Origin of the sequence: Stenotrophomonas rhizophila, from assembly GCF_000661955.1 — a bacterium.
GTDB lineage: Bacteria > Pseudomonadota > Gammaproteobacteria > Xanthomonadales > Xanthomonadaceae > Stenotrophomonas > Stenotrophomonas rhizophila.
This window is the reverse complement of sequence record NZ_CP007597.1, coordinates 1,402,694-1,421,251: the sequence shown is the minus strand read 5'-3', so window position 1 is coordinate 1,421,251 and position 18,558 is coordinate 1,402,694. Positions and strand designations below refer to the sequence as shown.

14 protein-coding genes are annotated in these 18,558 nt (G+C 68.2%); 6 read left to right on the top strand and 8 right to left on the bottom strand.

Annotation, left to right across the window (positions count from 1 at the left end):
* Positions 1-42 precede the first annotated feature (42 nt).
* Positions 43-873, top strand: coding sequence for an SEL1-like repeat protein (locus DX03_RS05955; protein ID WP_051598755.1), 831 nt, complete (start codon positions 43-45; stop codon positions 871-873).
* 15 nt (positions 874-888) lie between these two features.
* Here DX03_RS05955 and DX03_RS05950 read toward each other — a convergent pair whose 3' ends face one another.
* Positions 889-2,487, bottom strand: coding sequence for a phytoene desaturase family protein (locus DX03_RS05950; protein WP_038687165.1), 1,599 nt, complete (start codon positions 2,485-2,487; stop codon positions 889-891).
* A 231-nt stretch (positions 2,488-2,718) separates the two neighbouring features.
* Here DX03_RS05950 and DX03_RS05945 point away from each other — a divergent pair, with 231 nt between their 5' ends.
* Both DX03_RS05945 and DX03_RS05940 read left to right on the top strand, forming a co-directional pair.
* A complete protein-coding gene (locus tag DX03_RS05945; protein WP_185753530.1) occupies positions 2,719-4,833 on the top strand; it encodes a M13 family metallopeptidase in 2,115 nt (704 codons plus the stop codon).
* A 668-nt stretch (positions 4,834-5,501) separates the two neighbouring features.
* Positions 5,502-7,511: a M13 family metallopeptidase gene (locus DX03_RS05940; protein ID WP_038687162.1), complete on the top strand. Its 2,010-nt coding sequence runs from the start codon at positions 5,502-5,504 to the stop codon at positions 7,509-7,511.
* 165 nt (positions 7,512-7,676) lie between these two features.
* On the opposite strand, the gene DX03_RS05935 is transcribed toward DX03_RS05940, so the two are convergent.
* The 7 genes from DX03_RS05935 to DX03_RS05905 form a co-directional block, all read right to left on the bottom strand.
* On the bottom strand, positions 7,677-9,338 hold the full coding sequence (locus DX03_RS05935) for a saccharopine dehydrogenase family protein (protein WP_038687160.1): 1,662 nt from the start codon (positions 9,336-9,338) through the stop codon (positions 7,677-7,679).
* A gap of 97 nt (positions 9,339-9,435) precedes the next feature.
* Positions 9,436-10,107, bottom strand: coding sequence for a rhomboid family intramembrane serine protease (locus DX03_RS05930; RefSeq protein ID WP_038687159.1), 672 nt, complete (start codon positions 10,105-10,107; stop codon positions 9,436-9,438).
* Positions 10,108-10,206: 99 nt separating this feature from the next.
* On the bottom strand, positions 10,207-10,665 hold the full coding sequence (locus tag DX03_RS05925; protein WP_081797163.1) for an MGMT family protein: 459 nt from the start codon (positions 10,663-10,665) through the stop codon (positions 10,207-10,209).
* Complete coding sequence (locus tag DX03_RS05920) at positions 10,572-11,492, bottom strand: DMT family transporter (RefSeq protein WP_038687156.1); 921 nt, start codon at positions 11,490-11,492, stop codon at positions 10,572-10,574. Before DX03_RS05920 ends, DX03_RS05925 begins: the two co-directional genes overlap by 94 nt.
* Positions 11,493-11,588: 96 nt before the next feature.
* Positions 11,589-12,944 carry a glutathione-disulfide reductase gene (gene gorA, locus DX03_RS05915; RefSeq protein WP_038687154.1) on the bottom strand — a complete coding sequence of 452 codons (1,356 nt, stop codon included), beginning with the start codon at positions 12,942-12,944 and terminating at the stop codon, positions 11,589-11,591.
* Positions 12,945-13,058: 114 nt separating this feature from the next.
* Positions 13,059-14,318: a DUF418 domain-containing protein gene (locus DX03_RS05910; protein ID WP_038687153.1), complete on the bottom strand. Its 1,260-nt coding sequence runs from the start codon at positions 14,316-14,318 to the stop codon at positions 13,059-13,061.
* A 98-nt stretch (positions 14,319-14,416) separates the two neighbouring features.
* Positions 14,417-14,896 carry an FKBP-type peptidyl-prolyl cis-trans isomerase gene (locus DX03_RS05905; protein ID WP_038691951.1) on the bottom strand — a complete coding sequence of 160 codons (480 nt, stop codon included), beginning with the start codon at positions 14,894-14,896 and terminating at the stop codon, positions 14,417-14,419.
* Positions 14,897-15,006: 110 nt separating this feature from the next.
* On the opposite strand from DX03_RS05905, the gene DX03_RS05900 reads away from it, so the two are divergent.
* From DX03_RS05900 to DX03_RS05890, 3 genes are all read left to right on the top strand, one after another.
* Positions 15,007-15,534, top strand: coding sequence for a C40 family peptidase (locus tag DX03_RS05900; protein ID WP_425598310.1), 528 nt, complete (start codon positions 15,007-15,009; stop codon positions 15,532-15,534).
* 131 nt (positions 15,535-15,665) lie between these two features.
* On the top strand, positions 15,666-16,442 hold the full coding sequence (locus DX03_RS05895; RefSeq protein WP_038687151.1) for a C40 family peptidase: 777 nt from the start codon (positions 15,666-15,668) through the stop codon (positions 16,440-16,442).
* Between the two features lie 672 nt (positions 16,443-17,114).
* The gene (locus tag DX03_RS05890) at positions 17,115-18,452 is read left to right on the top strand and encodes a sigma-54 interaction domain-containing protein (RefSeq protein WP_038687150.1); all 1,338 of its coding nucleotides are present in this window, start codon (positions 17,115-17,117) and stop codon (positions 18,450-18,452) included.
* The last annotated feature ends 106 nt before the right edge of the window (positions 18,453-18,558 follow it).

Genomic DNA, 18,558 nt, shown 5'->3' with positions numbered 1-18,558 from the left:
CCCCCGTCGGCATCCGCCCCGGGCTGATCAAGGAATGATGCTATGAATACCCCGCGTTATCTGCTTTACCCCCTCTTCGCAGCGCTGCTGCTGCCGGCGGTTGCAACCGCCGCGCCACCGGCCGCCAAGGCCAAAACCGGCACCGCGTTGCCCAGTGATCCGGTCGACGATCCGTTGATGATCAGCGCCGGGTTCCTCAACGGCCACCCGGACCTGCGCTTCCGCATGCTGGGCATGGAAAAAATGCGCGGCAACGACCCGACCGCCGCGTTCGCGTTCTTCCAGCGCGCCGGGTTCTATTCGGACAAGGTGTCCCAGGCGATGGTGGCCGAGATGCTGTGGAATGGCACCGGCACGCCGGTCAACCGCGCGTTGGCCTATGCCTGGATGGACCTTGCCGCCGAGCGTGGCTACAAGGGCTTTGTCGAGCTGCGCGAGCGCTACTGGGCCAACTTGAGCGCCGCCGAACAGGCGCAGGCCGTCGCCGAGGGCGAGGCGATCTATGCCCGCTTCGGTGATGAGGCGGCGGCGCCGCGACTGAACCAGGCGATGCGCCGCGAGCAGCACCGCTTGACCGGCAGCCGCACGGGCTTTGCCGGCAACGTGAAGATCCTGGTGCCGGGTCCGAACGGCGTGGTCGAGCAGATCGACGGCTCCAAGTTCTATGACCAGCGCTACTGGGACCCGGACAAGTACCGGCAGTACCAGGACAGCATCTGGATGACGCCGCGGGTGGGCCGGGTCGATGTGGGCACGGTGAGCACGGTGCCGGTCACTGGCGACCGCAGTACGCGGATCCCCGAGGTCAAGCCGCAGGTAGATGCCAGCGAGCCGCAGACCGAAGAGTTGCAGCCGGATCTTGACGGAAAGTAGCCGCGTCGCTGCGGCTCAGCCGCGCAGGATCACCTGCGCGGCGTTATGCCCCGGCGCACCGGTGACACCGCCGCCGGGATGCGTGCCGGACCCGCACAGATACAACCCCGGCAACGCGCCGCGGTAGTCGGCCTGGCCCAGCATCGGGCGTGCACTGAACAGCTGGTTGAGGCTCAGCGCGCCGTGGAAGATATCCCCGCCGATCAGGCCGAAGGTCCGCTCCAGGTCCAGCGGGCTCAGTACCTGCCGGCCCAGTACCGAGGCGGCAAATCCCGGCGCATGCTGTTCCACCGTGGCGATCATCAGGTCGGCCACTTCATCACGATGATCGTCCCAGCTGCGCCCGTGCGGCAGCTGCGGCGCCACGTGCTGGCAGAACAGGCTGGCCACGTGCTGCCCGGGCGGCGCCAGCGAATCGTCCAGCGTGCTGGGAATGAGCATCTCCACGATCGGTTCGCGCGACCAGCCCTGCTGGCGCGCATCGGTGTAGGCGCGGTCCATGTAATCCAGCGACGGGGCGATGATGATGCCCGCGGTCAGGTGGTCGCCCGCACCGGGCAGGCAGCGGAAGTCCGGCAGCTGCGACAGCGCCACGTTCATGCGGAACGTGCCTGAGCCGCAGCGCCAGTTGGCCATGCGTTCGCGCGTGGGCGCCGGTACCTCGTCGGCGGCCAGCAGTTGCTCGTAGAGCAGTTTCGGGTTGACGTTGGCCACCACCGCGCGGGCGTCGATGCACTCGCCCTCCAGCGTCTCCACGCCCACCGCCCTGCCCGCCTCGACCCGCACGCGGCGCACGCCGGCATCGGTGCGGATCTGCGCGCCGGCCTGGATGGCCGCGCGCGCCATCGCCTGGGTGATCGCGCCCATGCCGCCGATGGCGTGGCCCCAGGCGCCCTTGACCCCGTTGCTCTGGCCGAACGCGTGGTGCAGCAGCACGTAGGCGGTGCCCGGCGCATACGGGCTGGCGTAATTGCCGACCACGCCGTCGAAACCGAACAACGCCTTGATCGGCGCACTCTCGAACCAGCGGTCGAGGTACTCGGCGGCGGAAATGGTGAACAGGTCCAGCAGCTCCTGGCGCAGCCCGGGCGACAGCGCGTGCAGCCGCCGCCCCAGCTGCCCCGCCCGCCACAGTTCGGGCAGGGCCTGCAGCCAATGTCCGCTGCCCACGTTGGGCGGCGCCTGCAGTGCAACGGCGCGCAGCACGTCGGCGAACACCTCCAGCCGCTGTTCGTAGGCCGGCAACTGCTGCGCGTCGCGCACGGAGAAGCGGCGCACCTCGGCCTGGGTAAGACCGGTGCCGGCCAGCAGGTAGCCGCCGTCGGGCAGTGGCAGGAAATTGTTGATGCGGCGCGGCACCACCGTCAGCCCGTGCCCGGGCAGGTCCAGGTCGGCGATCACCTTGGGCTGCAGCAAGGACACCGTGTAGGACGCCACCGAATTGCGGAAGCCCGGATGGAATTCCTCGGTGACCGCCGCCCCCCCGACCACCCCGCGGCGCTCCAGCACCAGCACGCGCTTGCCGGCGCGCGCCAGGTATGCCGCGCAGACCAGGCCATTGTGCCCGGCGCCGATGATGACCGCGTCCCACGCCTGCGCAGAAGGGTTTGCCATGGCCGTTGTATACACCGCCACGGCAGGGCGTGTCGCCCCACAGGCCACGACTTTGCCGCTGCGGTCGTCCGGCCGTGCCGAAGGCGGTGGCCGGCCCCACGCAGGGGCGGCTTGCCATCGGCCATGACCTTCGACACCCTTGCAGGCCGGGCCAGCGGCGTATCGTCTGGCCCACGGCCCCGCAGGGGCCAGCCCACGCATGACCCATCGGCCTGGAGGCCATTCACAGTGATCGCTCGCACTCCCAAGATTGTTCTGCTGACCCTGGCCGTTTCGGCCGCGCTGGTCGGCTGCGGCAAGAACGAAACCCCGGCTACGGACAGCGCGGCCTCCACCGCCGCACCGGCCACCCCTGCCGCTGCTGCCACCGAGTACAAGCTCGACGACAGCAAGCTGCCGGCCTACAACGCCTTCCACCCGTCCGACCTGGACACCAGCCTGGACGCCTGCAACGCGTTCGGTGACTACGTCAACAGCAAGTGGCTGGCCGCCAATGAGATTCCGGCCGACCGCACCAGCTGGGGCGCCTTCACCATCCTGGACGAACGTTCGGTTGCCGTGCAGCACCAGCTCGCCGAGCAGGTCGCGGCGGTGAAGAACCCCAGCGGGATCGAGAAGATCGTCGGTGACTTCTGGGCCACCGGCATGGACGAAGCCAAGATCAACGCGCAGGGCATCGAGCCGATCAAGGCCGACCTGGCCGCCATCGACGGCCTGCAGAGCAAGGACGCCGTCGCCGACTTCCTGCGCAGCAGCGCGGCCAAGGGCGAGAACGTGCTGTTCGGCTTCGGTCCGGAAGCGGACTTCAAGAACTCCAGCATGAACATGGCGTACGCCAGCCAGGGTGGCCTGGGCCTGCCGGACACCACCTACTACACCGACGCCAAGAACGCCGACAAGCTCAAGGCCTACCAGGCGCACGTGGCCAAGGTGCTGGAACTGTCCGGCGTTGCCGCCGCCGATGCGGCCAAGCAGGCAGCTGACGTGGTGAAGTTCGAAACCCGCCTGGCCAAGGCCTCCAAGTCCAGCGTCGAGCTGTCGCGCGATGTGTCGCTGTACTACAACCCGGTCACCCTGGCCGATGCCGACAAGCTGACCCCGAACTTCAGCTGGACCAAGTTCTTCGAGGCCCAGGGCGTAGCCGCGCCGGAGAAGTTCTCGCTGGCCATTCCGTCCTTCCACCAGGAAGTGAGCAAGGCGCTGGGTGACACCGATCCGTCGGTGTGGCGCGCCTACCTGCGCTTCCACACCGTGGACGGCGCCTCGCCGTACCTGGCCGATGCGTTCGTGGATGAAAACTACGCGTTCTACGGCAAGACCCTGAACGGTCAGAAGGAACAGAAGCCGCGCTGGAAGCGCGTGCTGGGCACCATCGAGAACGACGCCGGCGATGCGTTCGGCCAGCTGTATGTGAAGGTCGCCTTCTCGCCGGAAGCCAAGGCCAAGATGGAAGAACTGGTCAAGAACCTGGCCGCCGCGCTGAAGGAGCGTATCCAGGGTCTGACCTGGATGAGCGACGAGACCAAGGCCAAGGCCATTGCCAAGTGGGAAACCTTTACCCCGAAGATCGGCTACCCGGACAAGTGGCGTGACTGGAACGGCCTGACCACCGGTCGCGACAGCTACCTGGGCAACGTGCGCGCGGCCAACGCCTTCAACTACAAGTGGAGCCTGTCCAAGATCGGCAAGCCGGTGGACAAGACCGAGTGGGGCATGACCCCGCAGACGGTCAACGCCTACTACAACCCGCTGCAGAACGAGATCGTGTTCCCGGCCGCCATCCTGCAGCCGCCGTTCTTCGACCCGAAGGCCGATGACGCGCTCAACTACGGCGGCATCGGTGCGGTGATCGGCCACGAAATGACCCACGGTTACGACGACCAGGGCAGCCGCTTCGGGCCGACCGGCAACTTCGAGAACTGGTGGAACGCGGCGGACACCAAGAACTTCAGCGGCCTGACCGGCAAGCTGGTCAAGCAGTTCGACGGGTACAAGGTGGACGGCCAGGCGGTCAACGGCAAGCTGACCCTGGGCGAGAACATCGCCGACCTGGGCGGCGTGGCAACCGCCTACGACGCGCTGCAGAAGGCCTCGGCCGGCAAGGAAGATCCGAAGATCGACGGCTTCACCCGCGATCAGCGCTTCTACTTCAACTGGGCCACCGTGTGGCGCACCAAGTACACCCCGGAAAACGCCAAGGTCCGCCTGGCCACCGATCCGCACGCCCCGGCGCAGTTCCGCGCCATGGGCGCGCCGTCGAACCTGCCGACCTTCGCCGCTGCGTTCCAGTGCAAGGCCGGCTCGCCGATGGTCCGCGCCGGCGACCAGCAGGTCGTGATCTGGTAACCCGCACTACCGCCTGATCGGCCGCAGGCGATTGCCCGCGACCTTTCCGGCAATGCGGTTGAGTCAGGAAAAACGCCTCGATTCCTTTGGGAATCGGGGCGTTTTTTTGTCTTCCTTTTGGCGAAGAGGCTTGATAGGCACCGGTTGTGTGCGTCGCGAGCGTTGGGGCCCGTTGGCGGCCGGCAGACCCTTGTGCAAATGTCCCCCGGCCGCCTGCGGCAGCCTCCTCCTTGAGTTTGCCAAGGGTCTGCCGGCCGCCAACGGGCGCGGCTCGCGTCAGCAACGGTCCATCTCGATCCCTTGGACGCTGGCGCTTTCCCACAAAGACACCTGGACGCCAGTCAATGCACTTCCCGCGCCTGGTCGCGGCTGATCCGCCCGACAAAAGTCAGCTGCCATCGGCGCGTAGAGCGTAGGGGACAACTACTGCCGCAAGCCACGCCCCTTGGTGGCGAACAGGCCCTTGGCAAACTCAAGGAGGAGGTCGCCGCAGGCGACCGGGGGACATTTGCACAAGGGCCTGTTCGCCGCCAAGGGGCCCCAACGCTCGCGCGGCCCATTGCCGTTCGCCGTTGCTTCTCGCCCTTCGTAGTTATCCCCCCCATCACGCTCTTTTCGCTTTGCTTGGTACACTCGCGCGATCCCAATCCACACTGGATTCGCTTTACATGTCCAACCTCCGTCCGCTCGCCATTGCCCTGGGCCTTGGCCTGGCCTCCCTGGTCATCGCACACGACGCGCACGCTGCGCCGAAGAAGAAGGCCGCGCGTGCGCCGGCGGTCAGCGTCCAGTGCAGCGACTTCTATGAAGCCAGCAATGGCGCGTGGCTGAAAGCCAATCCCGTGCCGCAGACCGGCGCCACCACCGCCCTTGGGCAGCTGGCCGAGCGTACCCGCCTGCAGCAGCGCGAGCTGCTGGATGCGTCCATGAAGACCCCGCAGGGCACCGTGCAGAAGCTGCTCGGCGACTTCTGGGCCAGCGGCCTGGACGAAGCCGCGGTTGAAGCCGACGGCTCCAACCCCATCGCCCCCCTGCTGACCCGCATCAACGCCATCAAGAAGGCCAAGGACGTCCCCGCCTCGATCGCCGCGCTGCACCAGGTCGGCATCCCGGTGGCCTTCAACTTTGCCCCCGACGTGGACCTCAAGGCGCTCGACCGCCACATCGGGTACTTCATGCAGGGTGGCATGGGCCTGCCCGACCCGGCCTTCTACACCCGCACCGACGCCGACACCGTCGCGCTGATGGCCCGCTACCGCGCCTACGTCAAGCAGATCCTGGCCCTCACCGGCACCCCGGCGGCCAAGCTCGACGCCGAAGCGCAGGCCGTCATCGCGCTGGAAACCGAACTGGCGCGCAACGCACAGTCGCTGGCGGGCATCAACAACCCGTTCAACAACTATGCCCCCATCTCCACCAAGGACCTCAACAGCCGCTACCGCAACCTGCAGCTGGATGCGTTCCTCAAGGTCCAGGGCGTCAACGACGACCTCGTCTCGCTGGCCGACCCCGCGCTGTTCAAGCAGCTGGACGGCATGGTCACCCGCATCAAGCCGGACCAGTGGAAGGCCTACCTGCGCTGGCGCGTGGGCGATGCCATGGCCCCGTACCTGTCCAAGGCCTACCGCGATGCCGAGTTCGAATTCCGCGGCCGCGTGATCCGTGGCGAAACCATCGCCCCGGCGCGTTGGGAACAGACCCTGGATGCGATCAACGTCGCCGCCGGCCCGATGCTCGGCCGCGAATATGCCAGCAAGTACCTGTCCGCCGATGATCGCCGCCAGGCAGCGGTGATCGTCGACAAGATCCGCGAAGTGCAGATCGATGCGGTCAAGCGCAGCACCTGGCTCAGCAACGATGCCAAGACCGAAGCGCAGGCCAAGCTGGCCGCGCTGAAGATCGAAATCGGCACCCCACTGCGCGACCTCGACTACAGCGTGCAGCCGATGGGCCGTGGCAGCTTCGGCGGCAACATGCTGATCGCCTCCACCTGGCGCCACCGCGAAGAAATGAAGCGCATCGGCAAGGGCAACGCCGACCGCCGCTGGGACGTGCTGCCGCAGCAGCCCGCGCTGGCCTATGACATCGCGCAGAACCGCCTGATCGTCACCGCTGCCGTGCTGCAGGGCCCGGTGTTCAACGCCAAGGCCGATGCCGCCGACAAGTTCGGCAGCTTCGGTGCCCTGGTCGCCCACGAACTGACCCGCGCCATCGATGCGAAGGGCGCGCTGGTGGATGCCAAGGGCGAACTGCGCAGCTGGTGGACCCCGGCCGACAAGACCGCCTGGACCCTGCTGGGCAGCCGCGTGGCCACCCAGTACAGCGCGTACGATTTCCCGGGCATCAAGGGTGCCAAGGTCAACGGCGAACTGACCCGCGAGGAAAACCTGGCCGACGTGGCGGGCCTGGAACTGGCGTGGGAAGCCTACAAGGCAGTGGAACCGTCGGCCAAGCCGGCTGCCCAGCAGGGCTTCTTCCGCGCATGGGCCGCGCTGTGGGCACAGCAGCTGTCGCCGAACGAGGCCGCCCAGCGGCTCACCGCCGACGTGCTGGCCCCGGGCCGCTGGCGCACCAATGGCGCGCTGTCCAACCTGCCGGCGTTCGGTGCGACCTTCAGCTGCAAGCCGGGCCAGCCGATGCAGCGCGTGGACAACGACCAGATCAAGGTCTGGCGCTGAGTCCAGCCGCAGGCACGGTCAGGAAAAGGGCGCCTTCGGGCGCCCTTTTTCGTTGCGCGCCGACGGCCGCGACGGACCAGGCATCGACCCGGAACGCCCGCTGGTGGTAGAGCCACGCCATGCGTGGCTGCACGACTGGCTGCAACAGCCACGCATGGCGTGGCGCTACCGTGGGTCCGCCACCAAGCTGCCGCGGTAGCCCACGATCAAGCCGACCCACGGCGCGGCGATCTCCACGTCGAACACAAAGCGCCCATCGCGCTCGGTCTCGAACGTGTTTCCGCCAGGTAGCAGCGCCTTCGGCAGCGGAATGCCCAGGCACGACCAGCGGCGCGCCACCAACCGCAGGCAGTCGGCATCGACCACCAGTGCCAGCGCCACATCGACGATGCCGAAGCGCTCCACCAGCAGGTGCGTGTTCCTGCCCTGCCCGCGGCGCTGCCAGGAAGAAAACCGGCGGCCGCCGAAATCGCGGGTCCAGCGTTCGCCGCCACGCTCGGGGGTAAAGCCCACGCTGACCGGCACCGCGCTGGCCGCCGGTGGAAACCCGATCAGCGCGGCCACCATCCGTGCCAGCAACCCGCGCCCACGCCGCACCTCGGCGGTGCCCCGCCAGCGCCGCGCGCCCGCGTCGGCGTGCAACGCCTGCACCTGCGCCGGCAACTGCGCGAAGGCACTGCCCAGCACCTGCTGGTACAGCGGCGCGTGCGGGTCTTCGCTGCGGAAGCCGGTGAAGATTGCACGGCCCTCGAACAACCGGTCGTAGTCCGACAACGCCAACGCGTGCGTGGCGGGCCGCGCGCCCTCGGCCGGCGTCTCGCCCGCCAGCAGCTTGCGCACCACCGCCTCGATCGCCATCGACGGAATGTACGGGCCGTCCTCGCCCTCGGCGAGCAGGTGCCAGCTTTCCTCCACCGCCTGGCCGCCACGCGTGCCGGTGGCGTGCACGTACATGCCGCCGCGGTGCTCGCCGAACTTCATCCGGTTGAGCACCGTATAGAACAGCCGTGACAGCGGCACCAGCGATGGCAGGCCGAACCGGGCACGCGCCCTGGCCAGCAGGTTGAGCACCCGATGCAGCACTTCCGGCACCGGCCCGGCGCCCATCCAGATATCGGTCAGGGTCGGATGCTCGGGCGGAATCACCTGCAGGTCGGGCACGTCCACCAGCGAAAAATGCAGGTTGCGCAGCGGTACCTTGCCCGGCACGGCGATGGTGAAGCGCCGGCTCTCGGCCAGCCCCAGCCCGTGCGAAGGTGCGCCGTTGCGCTGCAGCTTCACCGGTGCGCCCGCATACCCCACTACCGCGCGCATCACGTTGAGCCCGATCCCGGCGTACGGCGACGGTGCAATGCCGCCTTCCACCGCCACGATATCCATGCGCCCGGCCATCTCGCGCAGCACCGCGGCGGTCAACACCGGAAAGCTGCTGACCCCGGACAGCACGAAGATCCCGGCGGCTTTGGCCTGCGCGTCGAACTGCGCCACGCCAAACACGAAATCGGCCGCATCGGCGAAGTCCAGGTAGGGAATACGCGCGGCAATACAGGCCTCGATCACGCTGTACGGGTGCTCGCCGTAATCCTGGAACGGACCGGAGGCATCCACCAGCAGGTCGGGCCGTTCGGCGTGCAGCAGCGGCGCGATGTGCTGCCGGTCGGCCTGCAGCGGGCGCACCAGCGGCGCGCCGGTGTAGCTGTCGCAGAAGGCGGTCGCCGCGGCGAGGTTGCGGCCGCAGATCAGCAGTTCGAGGTCGGCCCGGTCGCCCAGCAGTCGCGCCAGGCGCCCGCCGAAGACGCCATACCCACCCAGGATCAGTATTTTCATGCGCGAAACGTCCTTGCTTCTGTTCAACCCGTGGCCTGGATACGACGAAGGGCACCGTGGGTGCCCTTCGCGTGATGTGCCGCCTGCATGTTCGCCGCTAGCGGACGCTGCGGAGGTGGTTCTTGCGTGGACCGCCGCCCGGCGGGCGCTTGTTGAACGGCGGTTGGCCGCGCCAGTAACGGATCAGCAGCCAGCCAAACAACATGCCGCCCAGGTGCGCGAAGTGGGCCACGCCGGGCTGCCAGCCGGTGGCGCCGAGCATCAGCTCCATCGCGCCGAACACGATCACGAAGGTGCGTGCCTTCATCGGAATCGGCGGGAACAGCAGCATCACCCGCTGGTTCGGGAACAGCATGCCGTAGGCCAGCAGCAGCCCGAACACGCCGCCGGAGGCACCGAGCACGGTGGCCGGGTCGGCCATCATCATGCCCACCAGCAGCTGGCACAGCCCGGCGCCGACGATGCAGACCAGGTAATAGGTCAGGAAGCGCTTCTCGCCCCAGGTCTGTTCCAGCGGCGCGCCGAACATGAAGAGCGCCAGCATGTTGAAGAACAGATGGCCGAAGCCCCCATGCAGGAACCCGTAGGTCAGCAGCTGCCAGGGCTGGAAGTTGCCGCCCGGCGAGAACGGATCGAAGCCATCGCGCAGCGGCTGCAGCATGAACGGCTCGAAGGTGCCGTTGCCCAGCAGGAACGGTTGCTGCAGCAGGAACAGCACGATGTTGGCAATCAACAGTGCCTTGGTGACGGTGGGCAATCGCGGAAACATGAGGGCATCCTTTGGAACCGTGCCCATCATAGCCGCAGCGCCCCGCCCTGGCCGCCTCCTGCGTCGTCGCATTCAACCACCGCACACCCGTGCCGATGGTCAGCCCGGCCCCCACAGGGAGGCGTCGAGGTCGTCGCCGGTGCTGCGCGGCATCTGCGTGACCCGACCGCGCTCGATGGCCACGCCTTCGGCGCGCAGGCGCTGGCTCTGCTCACGCCACCCGTGCGACCCCTCGGGCATGGCGATGCGACCGTCCGAGCGCAGCACCCGATGCCAGGGCAGGTCCGGGTCCTCGTTCATGCCCAGCACGCGCGCGGTGAGCCGCGCCCTGCCCGGCAGGCCGGCCTTGGCCGCCACCTGGCCGTAGCCCATGACCTGCCCGCGCGGGATCGCGCGGATCACCGCCAGGATGCGCTCGCGCGCCTGCGCGGCCGCATCGGCAGCCGAAGCGACCTCGGCCGGTGTCACGCGCGTACGCGGCTGACCAGCAGCACCCCGAGCAGCACCAGGGCGGTTCCCAGGATCTGCCAGGGACCCATGGGTTCGTCGAGCAGCCATAGACTCATCACGATGGTGGATACCGGGCCGAGCATACCCACCTGGGCCGCCAACGACGAGCCGATCCGCTTCACCGCAAGCATGATGGCCAGCACCGGCAGCACCGTGCACAGGGTGGCGTTGATCAGCGACAGCCAGTACACCGGGGTGGGTGCCTGCCCCAGCGCGGCCAGCGGATGCAGCACCGCAAAGTGCAGCACGCACAGCACGCAGGCCACGCAGCTGGCGTAGGCGGTGAGCCGGATCGCGCCGATCCGCGCCACCACCTGGCCGCTGCCGAACAGGTACAGCGCGTAGCTCAGGGCACTGGCAAACACCAGCGCACTGCCGAGCAGGATGCGCCCTCCCTCCAGCTGCAGGTCATGCCCGAACGCCAGCAGCACGCCCAGGTAGCTCAGCCCCAGCGCGACCAGCTGCCAGCGCCCGGGGCGCTTTTTCAGCAGCACCAGGCTGATCAACAGCACCAGGGTGGGATTCAGATACAGGATCAGCCGTTCCAGGGTCACGCTGATGTACTGCAGGCCCTGGAAATCGAGCAGGCTGGACAGGTAGTAGCCGGTGAAGCCCAGCCACAGCACCCGGCCGCGATCGCCCCACGACAACGCCGTTGCCCGCCGCGCCGACCACACCGCCAGCAGCGCGAACAGCGGGAAGGCCATCAGCATGCGCAGCGCCAGCAGCGTGGTGGCATCCACGCCATGCCGGTAGGCCAGCTTGACGATCACCGCCTTGCCCGAGGCGGCGATGGCACCCACCGCGGCCAGCGCGATGCCGCCGGCAGCGATGCGGGCGGAAGAGGTGGGCAGCGCGGAAACAGGTGGCGGCATCGGGACGGCAGACGGCCGCACGGGGCGGCCGGAGGATGGAATGGAGATCGAATTGTCGCACGCTGGGGGAATGCGCGAATGCGCGAATGCGCGCGCCTACCGCATCAAAACGATCTCTTCGGCCGACGTCGGGTGGATCGCCACGGTGTCATCGAACTGGGCCTTGGTCGCGCCCATCTTCACCGCCAGCGCGAAGCCCTGCAGGATCTCGTCGGCAGCGTCACCCAGCAGGTGCACGCCCACCACGCGTTCTTCTTCGCCCACGCAGACCAGCTTGAACAGGCTGCGCTGGGTGCCGTCGGACAGCGCTTCCAGCATCGGGCGGAAGTTGCTGCGGTACACGCGCACGTCGCCATGCTGCTCGCGCGCCTCTTCCTCGCTCAGCCCCACCGCGCCCAGCGCCGGGTGCGAAAACACCACGCTGGCGACGTTGGCATAGTCCATCTTTGCCTGCGGGTTGCCCCCGAACAGGCGGTCCATCAGCTTGCGCGCGGCCGCGATCGCCACCGGCGTCAGCCCGACCTTGCCGGCAATGTCGCCCACCGCGTGCACGCTGGGCACGGCGGTGGTCTGCCAGTCGTCGACCTCGACCTCGCCCTTGTCGCCCACCACGATCCCCAGCGCTTCCAGCCCCAGGCCGGCGCTGTTGCCACGGCGGCCGGTGGCGAAGAACAGCTGGTCGAACACCGCCTCGTGCGGGCCATCGTGGCCGTACGCCACCACCGCCTCGCCCTCACGACGCAGTTCGCGCAGGCGATAGTTGAAATGCACCTGCACGCCCTGGTGACGCAGGTTCTCGGCCAGCTGCGCGGTGAGTTCGGCGTCGAAGCGTTCCAGCAAGCGCTCGCCCCGCACCAGCAACGTAACCTTGCTGCCCAGCGCCTGCAGCAGCCCGGCCAGTTCAACGGCGATATAGCCGCCGCCGACGATGGCCACGCGCGCCGGCGCGCTGCACAGGTTGAAGAAGTCGTCCGATACCGCGCCCAGTTCCGCACCCGGAATGTCCGGCCGCTGCGGATGGGCGCCGGTGGCAATCAGGATGTGCGTGGCGCTGATGCGCACCCCATCGCTGCATTCCACCGTATGCGCATCCACCAGCCGGCCCTTGCGCGGCACCCGTACCACGTTGTTTTCGTTCAGGCGCTTGAGGTAGCTGGCATGGATGTTGGCGATGTAAGCCTGGCGATGCACCACCAGTTCCTTCCAGTCCAACGCCGGCCGCACCGGCACGTCGAAGCCCATCGCCGCGGCCATGCCGATCTTGGCCGACAGGTCGGCCGCCAGCCACATCGCCTTCTTGGGCACGCAACCCACGTTGACGCAGGTGCCGCCCAGTTCGCCCGGCTCCAGCATCGCCACGCGCTGCCCATGTTGCGCAGCGCGGAACGCCGCCGCCAGGCCGCCGGAGCCGCCGCCCAGCACGATCAGGTCATAGTCGTAGTGATTGCTCATGGATAATGCTCGACTCGGTAAGGTGCGCCACACGGTGCAACGCTGTTGTCGCCACCGCGCATGCAGGCCATGAGCATGCCATGTCCGGCTGCGATCCAGCCGTGAGGACGGCGCTCAACGTGGGGTGGCCGCGCGTCGCAACGGCGGCCAGTGCAGGTAGGTCATCGCCCGCCACACCCACTCCAGCGGGCCGAAGCGGAAATAGCGCAGCCACACCGTGCTGGCCACCACCTGCAGCGCGAACAGCGCCATCGCGAACGGCACCTGGCCGGCGCGTGGCATTTGTTCAAAGGCACCCAGGCCATACCCGTAGAACACCCACGTGCACACCAGCGACTGCGCGATGTACTGGGTCAGCGCGGTCCGCCCGACCGGTGCCAGCCATGCAAGCCGCGCGCGTACCTGCACGATCCAGGCCAGGTAGCCCAGACACATCAGCAGCGACGCCACCGAATTCAGCGCGAAGGCCGCGCCACTGGCGGCGGTGAAGGTTCCCGGCGCCAGGTAGGGCTGCCAGATCGCACTGGCCACCATCATGGCCAGCCCGATCGGCAGTGCGACCCAGCGCAGCCACCGGTACAGCCGCGCGAAATTGTCCGGCGTGGCCAGCGCACCGCTGCGGGCGAACCAGCTGCCGATCAGGAACATGCCCAGCACTTCCGGGCCCACCACGATGACGGCGCTGAGCTGGGCGAAGAAATCACGCAGGCGCTGCACCACCGCCTGCAGGTAAGTGCCATGGCCATACGCCTGGCGCTGCATGTCGATGGTGTGCCCGGCCTGGGCCACGGCATCACGCACCTGCGTGCCCGCCGGTTCCAGGTGCGTCGACAGGCCCATCAACAGGCCCAGCAGCAGCATCAGCGCTGCCGCGCACAGATAGGTCAGCACGCCCATCGCGGGCAACCAGCGCGTGGGGGCCTCGCGGCAGGCCAGCAAGGGCAGCGACACCAGCGCGTACACCACCAGGATGTCGCCGGACCAGACCAGCAGCGCGTGGCACAGGCCGATCAGCAGCAGGGCCGCACTGCGCCGCAGGTAGAACGGGGTGAACGCGCGCCGGGCCGCGTCGGCGCGCTGGGCCATGATCGCAAAACCGGCGCCGAACAACAGCGAGAACAGGGTGAAGAACTTGCCTTGCACCAGCACGTAGATGGCCGCGTCAGCGGCGTAGTCCAGGCCGTGCCAGTGCGGGTCGATGCCGGTGAAGGCCAGGTCCAGCGGACCGCTGAAGGCCTCCATGTTCATCAACAGGATGCCGAACAGGGCGAACCCGCGCAGGATGTCCAGCACCGCGATGCGGTCGCCGGCGGCAACCGGCTGCAGAAGGGGGGAAGCAGCGTTCACAGGCACTCCGTCCGGCAAGGCGGTCATTATGCGGCGGCGTTGGCGCTCACGAACGCAGCGTGCGGGGCGCCCAACGGCAACGGCCCGCCGAAGCGGGCCGTTGGATCAGGCGGGTTGGCCAGCACTCAGTGCTGGTGGCCACCGTCGCCGTGCACGTGGCCGTGCTCGAGTTCTTCAGCCGCCGCTTCACGCACGTCGACGATCTCGACCGAGAAGTGCAGGTCCTTGCCGGCCATCGGGTGGTTCAGGTCGACGTCGACCACGCTCATGCCGACCTTCTCAACGGTGACCGCACGCGGGCCGAAGTTGGTCTGCAGCACGACCTGCTGGCCCGGGACCAGCTTGCTGGTGCCGAAATGCTTCTTCGGCACGCGCTGGGTCAGGCCCTCGCGGCGTTCGCCGTAGGCATCGGCCGCCTTGACGTCCACCTCGAAGGTGGCGCCGGCTTCCTTGTCCATCATGGCGCTTTCCAGGCCCGGGATGATGTTGCCGTGGCCGATCAGGATCGCCAGCGGATCACGGTCCTTGGAGCTCTCGATCGGCTCCTGGCCCTGCTCGGCAACGGTGTAGTGGAAACGGACGACGCGGTCTTTTTCGATCTTCATGCGCAACTCTGGCTGGTCGCTGCCGATGGCAGACGGGTGGGGCGGGTTGTTCCCCGCCGGATACGCCGCCATCATGACGGCCTTCTGAGGCCGCGCATTATCCGGACAACCTGCACATGACGCCAGTTCCGCGCACGACCCGACTGGCCCTGCTGGCCCTCACCGCCCTGTTGAGCGCCTGTGGCGGCGGCAAGACCACCCGCCCCGCCGCCCCGCCCGCCTCCACCCAGGTCTGGCCCAGCGTGGTTCCCAACGACCCGCAGGCGGCCAATGCGGTGCTGATGCGCGCCATCGGCCTGGTCGGCACGCCCTACCGGTACGGCGGCAACACCCCCGAGTCGGGCTTCGACTGCAGCGGCCTGGTGACCTACGTGTACCGCGAGATGCTCGACCTCAAGCTGCCCCGGACCTCGCGCGACCTGGCCGCCGTGCAGGGCCCGAAGATCGAACCCAAGCGCCTGGCGCCGGGTGACCTGGTGTTCTTTGGCAGCCGCGGCAACGTGTCACATGTGGGCATTTACGTCGGCGAAGGACGTTTCGTGCACGCTCCGAGCACCGGCGGCACGGTCCGGCTGGACTCGCTCGGGGGGGCCTACTGGAAGGACCACTACACCGGTGCAAAACGCGTTCTGCACTAAGCTGAACAGGGGTAAGGGTCAAATTTGTGATGTGCATCACGTGTTTGTAAACGAAAAATTAACGAAATTTGTACCTAATCACTGCGCTTACACGGCATCATCACCCATCGTTTTTATTAAGTGACCGCCGCGTGACGACAGCCGACCTGCCAAGCCAAGGCCAGACCGCCGCCCCCCAGCGCTGCACCCGCTCCGTTTTTCTCGCCCTCGCGCTCTGTCTGGCCAGCCTTCCGGCCTGGGCCCAGACCGCACCGGCCACCGCTGTCGATGCCGCTTCGGCCGGCGCCAGCACCCCCGAATCCCCCGCGGTGGCAAAGCCCAAGGCTGACGCCCCCGCCCGCAGCAAGGCCGACGCCGCTGCCAGTGCCACCCTCGCCGCCCTGCTTCCCCATCTGGCCGCGAACGACACCATTCCCCTGATGGACCGCTCGGCGATGTTCGCCGGCGACCTGAGCCGCCTGCTCGCCAACTACGACGCCAGCAGTGGTGCCAACGGCGCCGTTGTAGGCGGCGCGGCCGACAACGGCAAGGTGCAGTCGCTGCTGCGCCGCGCGATGACCCTGCTGGGCACGCCGTACCGCTGGGGCGGCACCTCGCCGGACAGCGGTTTCGACTGCAGCGGCCTGGTGGGCTACGTGTTCCGCACCGCGCTGGGCATCGAACTGCCGCGCGTGTCGCGCGAGATGGCCCATGACGGCGAAGCCGAGCTGATCAACGACCGCAACGCGCTGGCTGCCGGCGATCTGGTGTTCTTCGGTCGCAAGGGCCGGGTTGACCACGTGGGCATCTACGTTGGTGAAGGCCGCTTTCTGCACGCCCCCAGCACCGGCAAGGACGTCCGCGTGGACAGCCTGATGACCGGCTACTGGAGCGCCAAGTTCATGCAGGCCCGCCGCGTCGACCTCTGAGTCACCGCCGCCCGCCTGTTGAAAAAAACCGCTGCCCTGCAGCGGTTTTTTTTTGGGTCTTCTCCCATTTGAGAGGAGCGTCTGTTGCAAGGGCCGTCGCAGAGTGAGCACGACGGTACGCGGGTAGGTGCCGTTTGGATCGGCTGGCGTCTCCGATCGGGCGGTCGCGAGCGTGAGGGCCCCGTAGCGGCCGGCAGGGCCCTGGCGCAAATGTCCCCCGGCCGCGGGGCGGCCTCCTCCTTTATTTTGCCCAGGGGCCTACCGGCCGCTACGGGGCTCGGCTTGCGGTAAGCAGGGGAAGCCAGGCTTTTCTGGCGCTGTCGGTGGGTCGGGCGCTGGGCCCCCATGCCCTTGGAGGCGAAATAAAGGGGGAGGGGGCGGCCGCAGGCCGACGCCGGAGGACATTCGCCGGAAAGGGCATGGGGGCCCAGCGCCCGATCCACCGACGGCTGCGCCTGGAAAGCATCAAGGCACGTTTCTGCGTACCCCGCCTATTGGCCGCTACCGCGCCCAACCCGCGTTGTCCTTCATTGTCGAACACGCAACAGCCAGCAAACCAAGTGCCTGCCCGCCTCGTCGGTCCAGGCCGCGGACCCGGACGTGGGGCGGCACGTCCAAGGCCACCGGACCAGCATCAGATTCCGCCCGTGATCCTCGTCTACAAGGTGACGCATGGCGGCAGTCCCTGAATTTCCGGCCCGGTGTGTAATCTGGTTTGGGTCTCCGCAGACGGCCGAACGCACCGCCCTGGCGGCCGCAGGCTGGCAGGTCCGTGGCGTCGCCACCGACGACTGCGTGGCCATCGGCATGCGCGGCAGTGACCACGTGGTCGGCCTGCTCGACCTGCGCACCGCCTTGCCGGCCAACCTGGCCCGCCTGCAGGCCCTGCTCGACGAACACCGGCACATGACCCTGCTGGCCATCCTGCCCGCCGGCGCCCCGCCGCCCTCGCCCGCCCTGCAGGCACTGCTGGCCGTGTGCGTGGAAACCTTTGCCGCGCCGCTGGACCTGGCCCGCATCGTCCAGCGCCTCCAGCAACTGGCTGGCGATGCCAAGCAGCCGCCCACGCACGGACCGCAGCAGCTCATCGGCGACAGCCCCGTCCTGCAGGTCGCGCGCAGCGCCATCCGCAAATTCGCCCCGGTCGACCTGCCGGTACTGATCACCGGCGAAACCGGCACCGGCAAGGAACTGGCCGCCCAGGCCCTGCACGCATTGTCGCCGCGCCATGCCCGGCCGTTCCTGGCCGTCAACTGTGGCGCCATCCCGGCCGCGTTGGTCCAATCCGAACTGTTCGGCCACGAACGGGGCGCCTTCACCGGCGCCGCCAACCGCCGGCTGGGCCTGTTCGAGACCGCCAGCGGCGGCACCGTGTTCCTCGATGAAATCGGTGACCTGCCACTGGATGCGCAGACCAATCTGCTGCGCGTGCTGCAGGAAGGCACTGTCGAACGGGTCGGCAGCAACAAGCCGCTGGCGGTGGACGTTCGCGTGCTGGCCGCCACCCACGTCGACCTGGAACAGGCGGTGGAGCGCGGCCAGTTCCGCCGCGACCTGTTCTACCGCTTGAATGTCCTGCGCCTGCCGCTACCGCCACTGCGCGACCGCGGCAGCGACATCCTGCTGCTGGCCCAGCACTTCCTGGCCAGCTTCCGCGACCGCCACGTCACCCGCGCACGCGGCTTCAGCGCCGATGCCAGGCGCGCCCTGGAACGCTTCCACTGGCCAGGCAACGTGCGTGAGCTGCTCAACCGCATCCAGCGCGCGGCGATCGTCACCGACGGCGAACTGATCAGTGCCGCCGACCTGGAGCTGGTGCCGGCGCAGCTGGAGATGCCGCAGCGGCTGCTGCATGACGCACGCAGATCGGCCGAACGCGACGCGCTGCTGCACGCGCTGCGCCAGAACGAATTCAACATCACCGCCTGCGCCCGCGACATGCAGGTCTCACGGGTAACGGTCTACCGACTCTGCCGCAAACACCAGCTGGCCCTCCCCGAGTTGCGCTGAGCAGATCTACCGACAGCTGTCGCGCGCCGAACGACACCGACCTTCGCAGCCGGCAGCAGAGCGCGCCGTTGCATCCTGCAAGCCGAGCCCCTTGGCGGCCGGCAGG

Bases quoted from the DNA above. Each gene is read 5' to 3' on its own strand.
- DX03_RS05955 (WP_051598755.1), top strand. From the start codon at position 43: ATGAATACCCCGCGTTATCTGCTTTACCCCCTCTTCGCAGCGCTGCTG.
- DX03_RS05950 (WP_038687165.1), bottom strand. From the start codon at position 2,487: ATGGCAAACCCTTCTGCGCAGGCGTGGGACGCGGTCATCATCGGCGCC.
- DX03_RS05940 (WP_038687162.1), top strand. From the start codon at position 5,502: ATGTCCAACCTCCGTCCGCTCGCCATTGCCCTGGGCCTTGGCCTGGCC.
- DX03_RS05935 (WP_038687160.1), bottom strand. From the start codon at position 9,338: ATGAAAATACTGATCCTGGGTGGGTATGGCGTCTTCGGCGGGCGCCTG.
- DX03_RS05930 (WP_038687159.1), bottom strand. From the start codon at position 10,107: ATGTTTCCGCGATTGCCCACCGTCACCAAGGCACTGTTGATTGCCAAC.
- DX03_RS05925 (WP_081797163.1), bottom strand. From the start codon at position 10,665: ATGGCTGCTCGACGAACCCATGGGTCCCTGGCAGATCCTGGGAACCGC.
- DX03_RS05920 (WP_038687156.1), bottom strand. From the start codon at position 11,492: ATGCCGCCACCTGTTTCCGCGCTGCCCACCTCTTCCGCCCGCATCGCT.
- gorA (WP_038687154.1), bottom strand. From the start codon at position 12,944: ATGAGCAATCACTACGACTATGACCTGATCGTGCTGGGCGGCGGCTCC.
- DX03_RS05910 (WP_038687153.1), bottom strand. From the start codon at position 14,318: ATGACCGCCTTGCCGGACGGAGTGCCTGTGAACGCTGCTTCCCCCCTT.
- DX03_RS05905 (WP_038691951.1), bottom strand. From the start codon at position 14,896: ATGAAGATCGAAAAAGACCGCGTCGTCCGTTTCCACTACACCGTTGCC.
- DX03_RS05890 (WP_038687150.1), top strand. From the start codon at position 17,115: ATGGCGGCAGTCCCTGAATTTCCGGCCCGGTGTGTAATCTGGTTTGGG.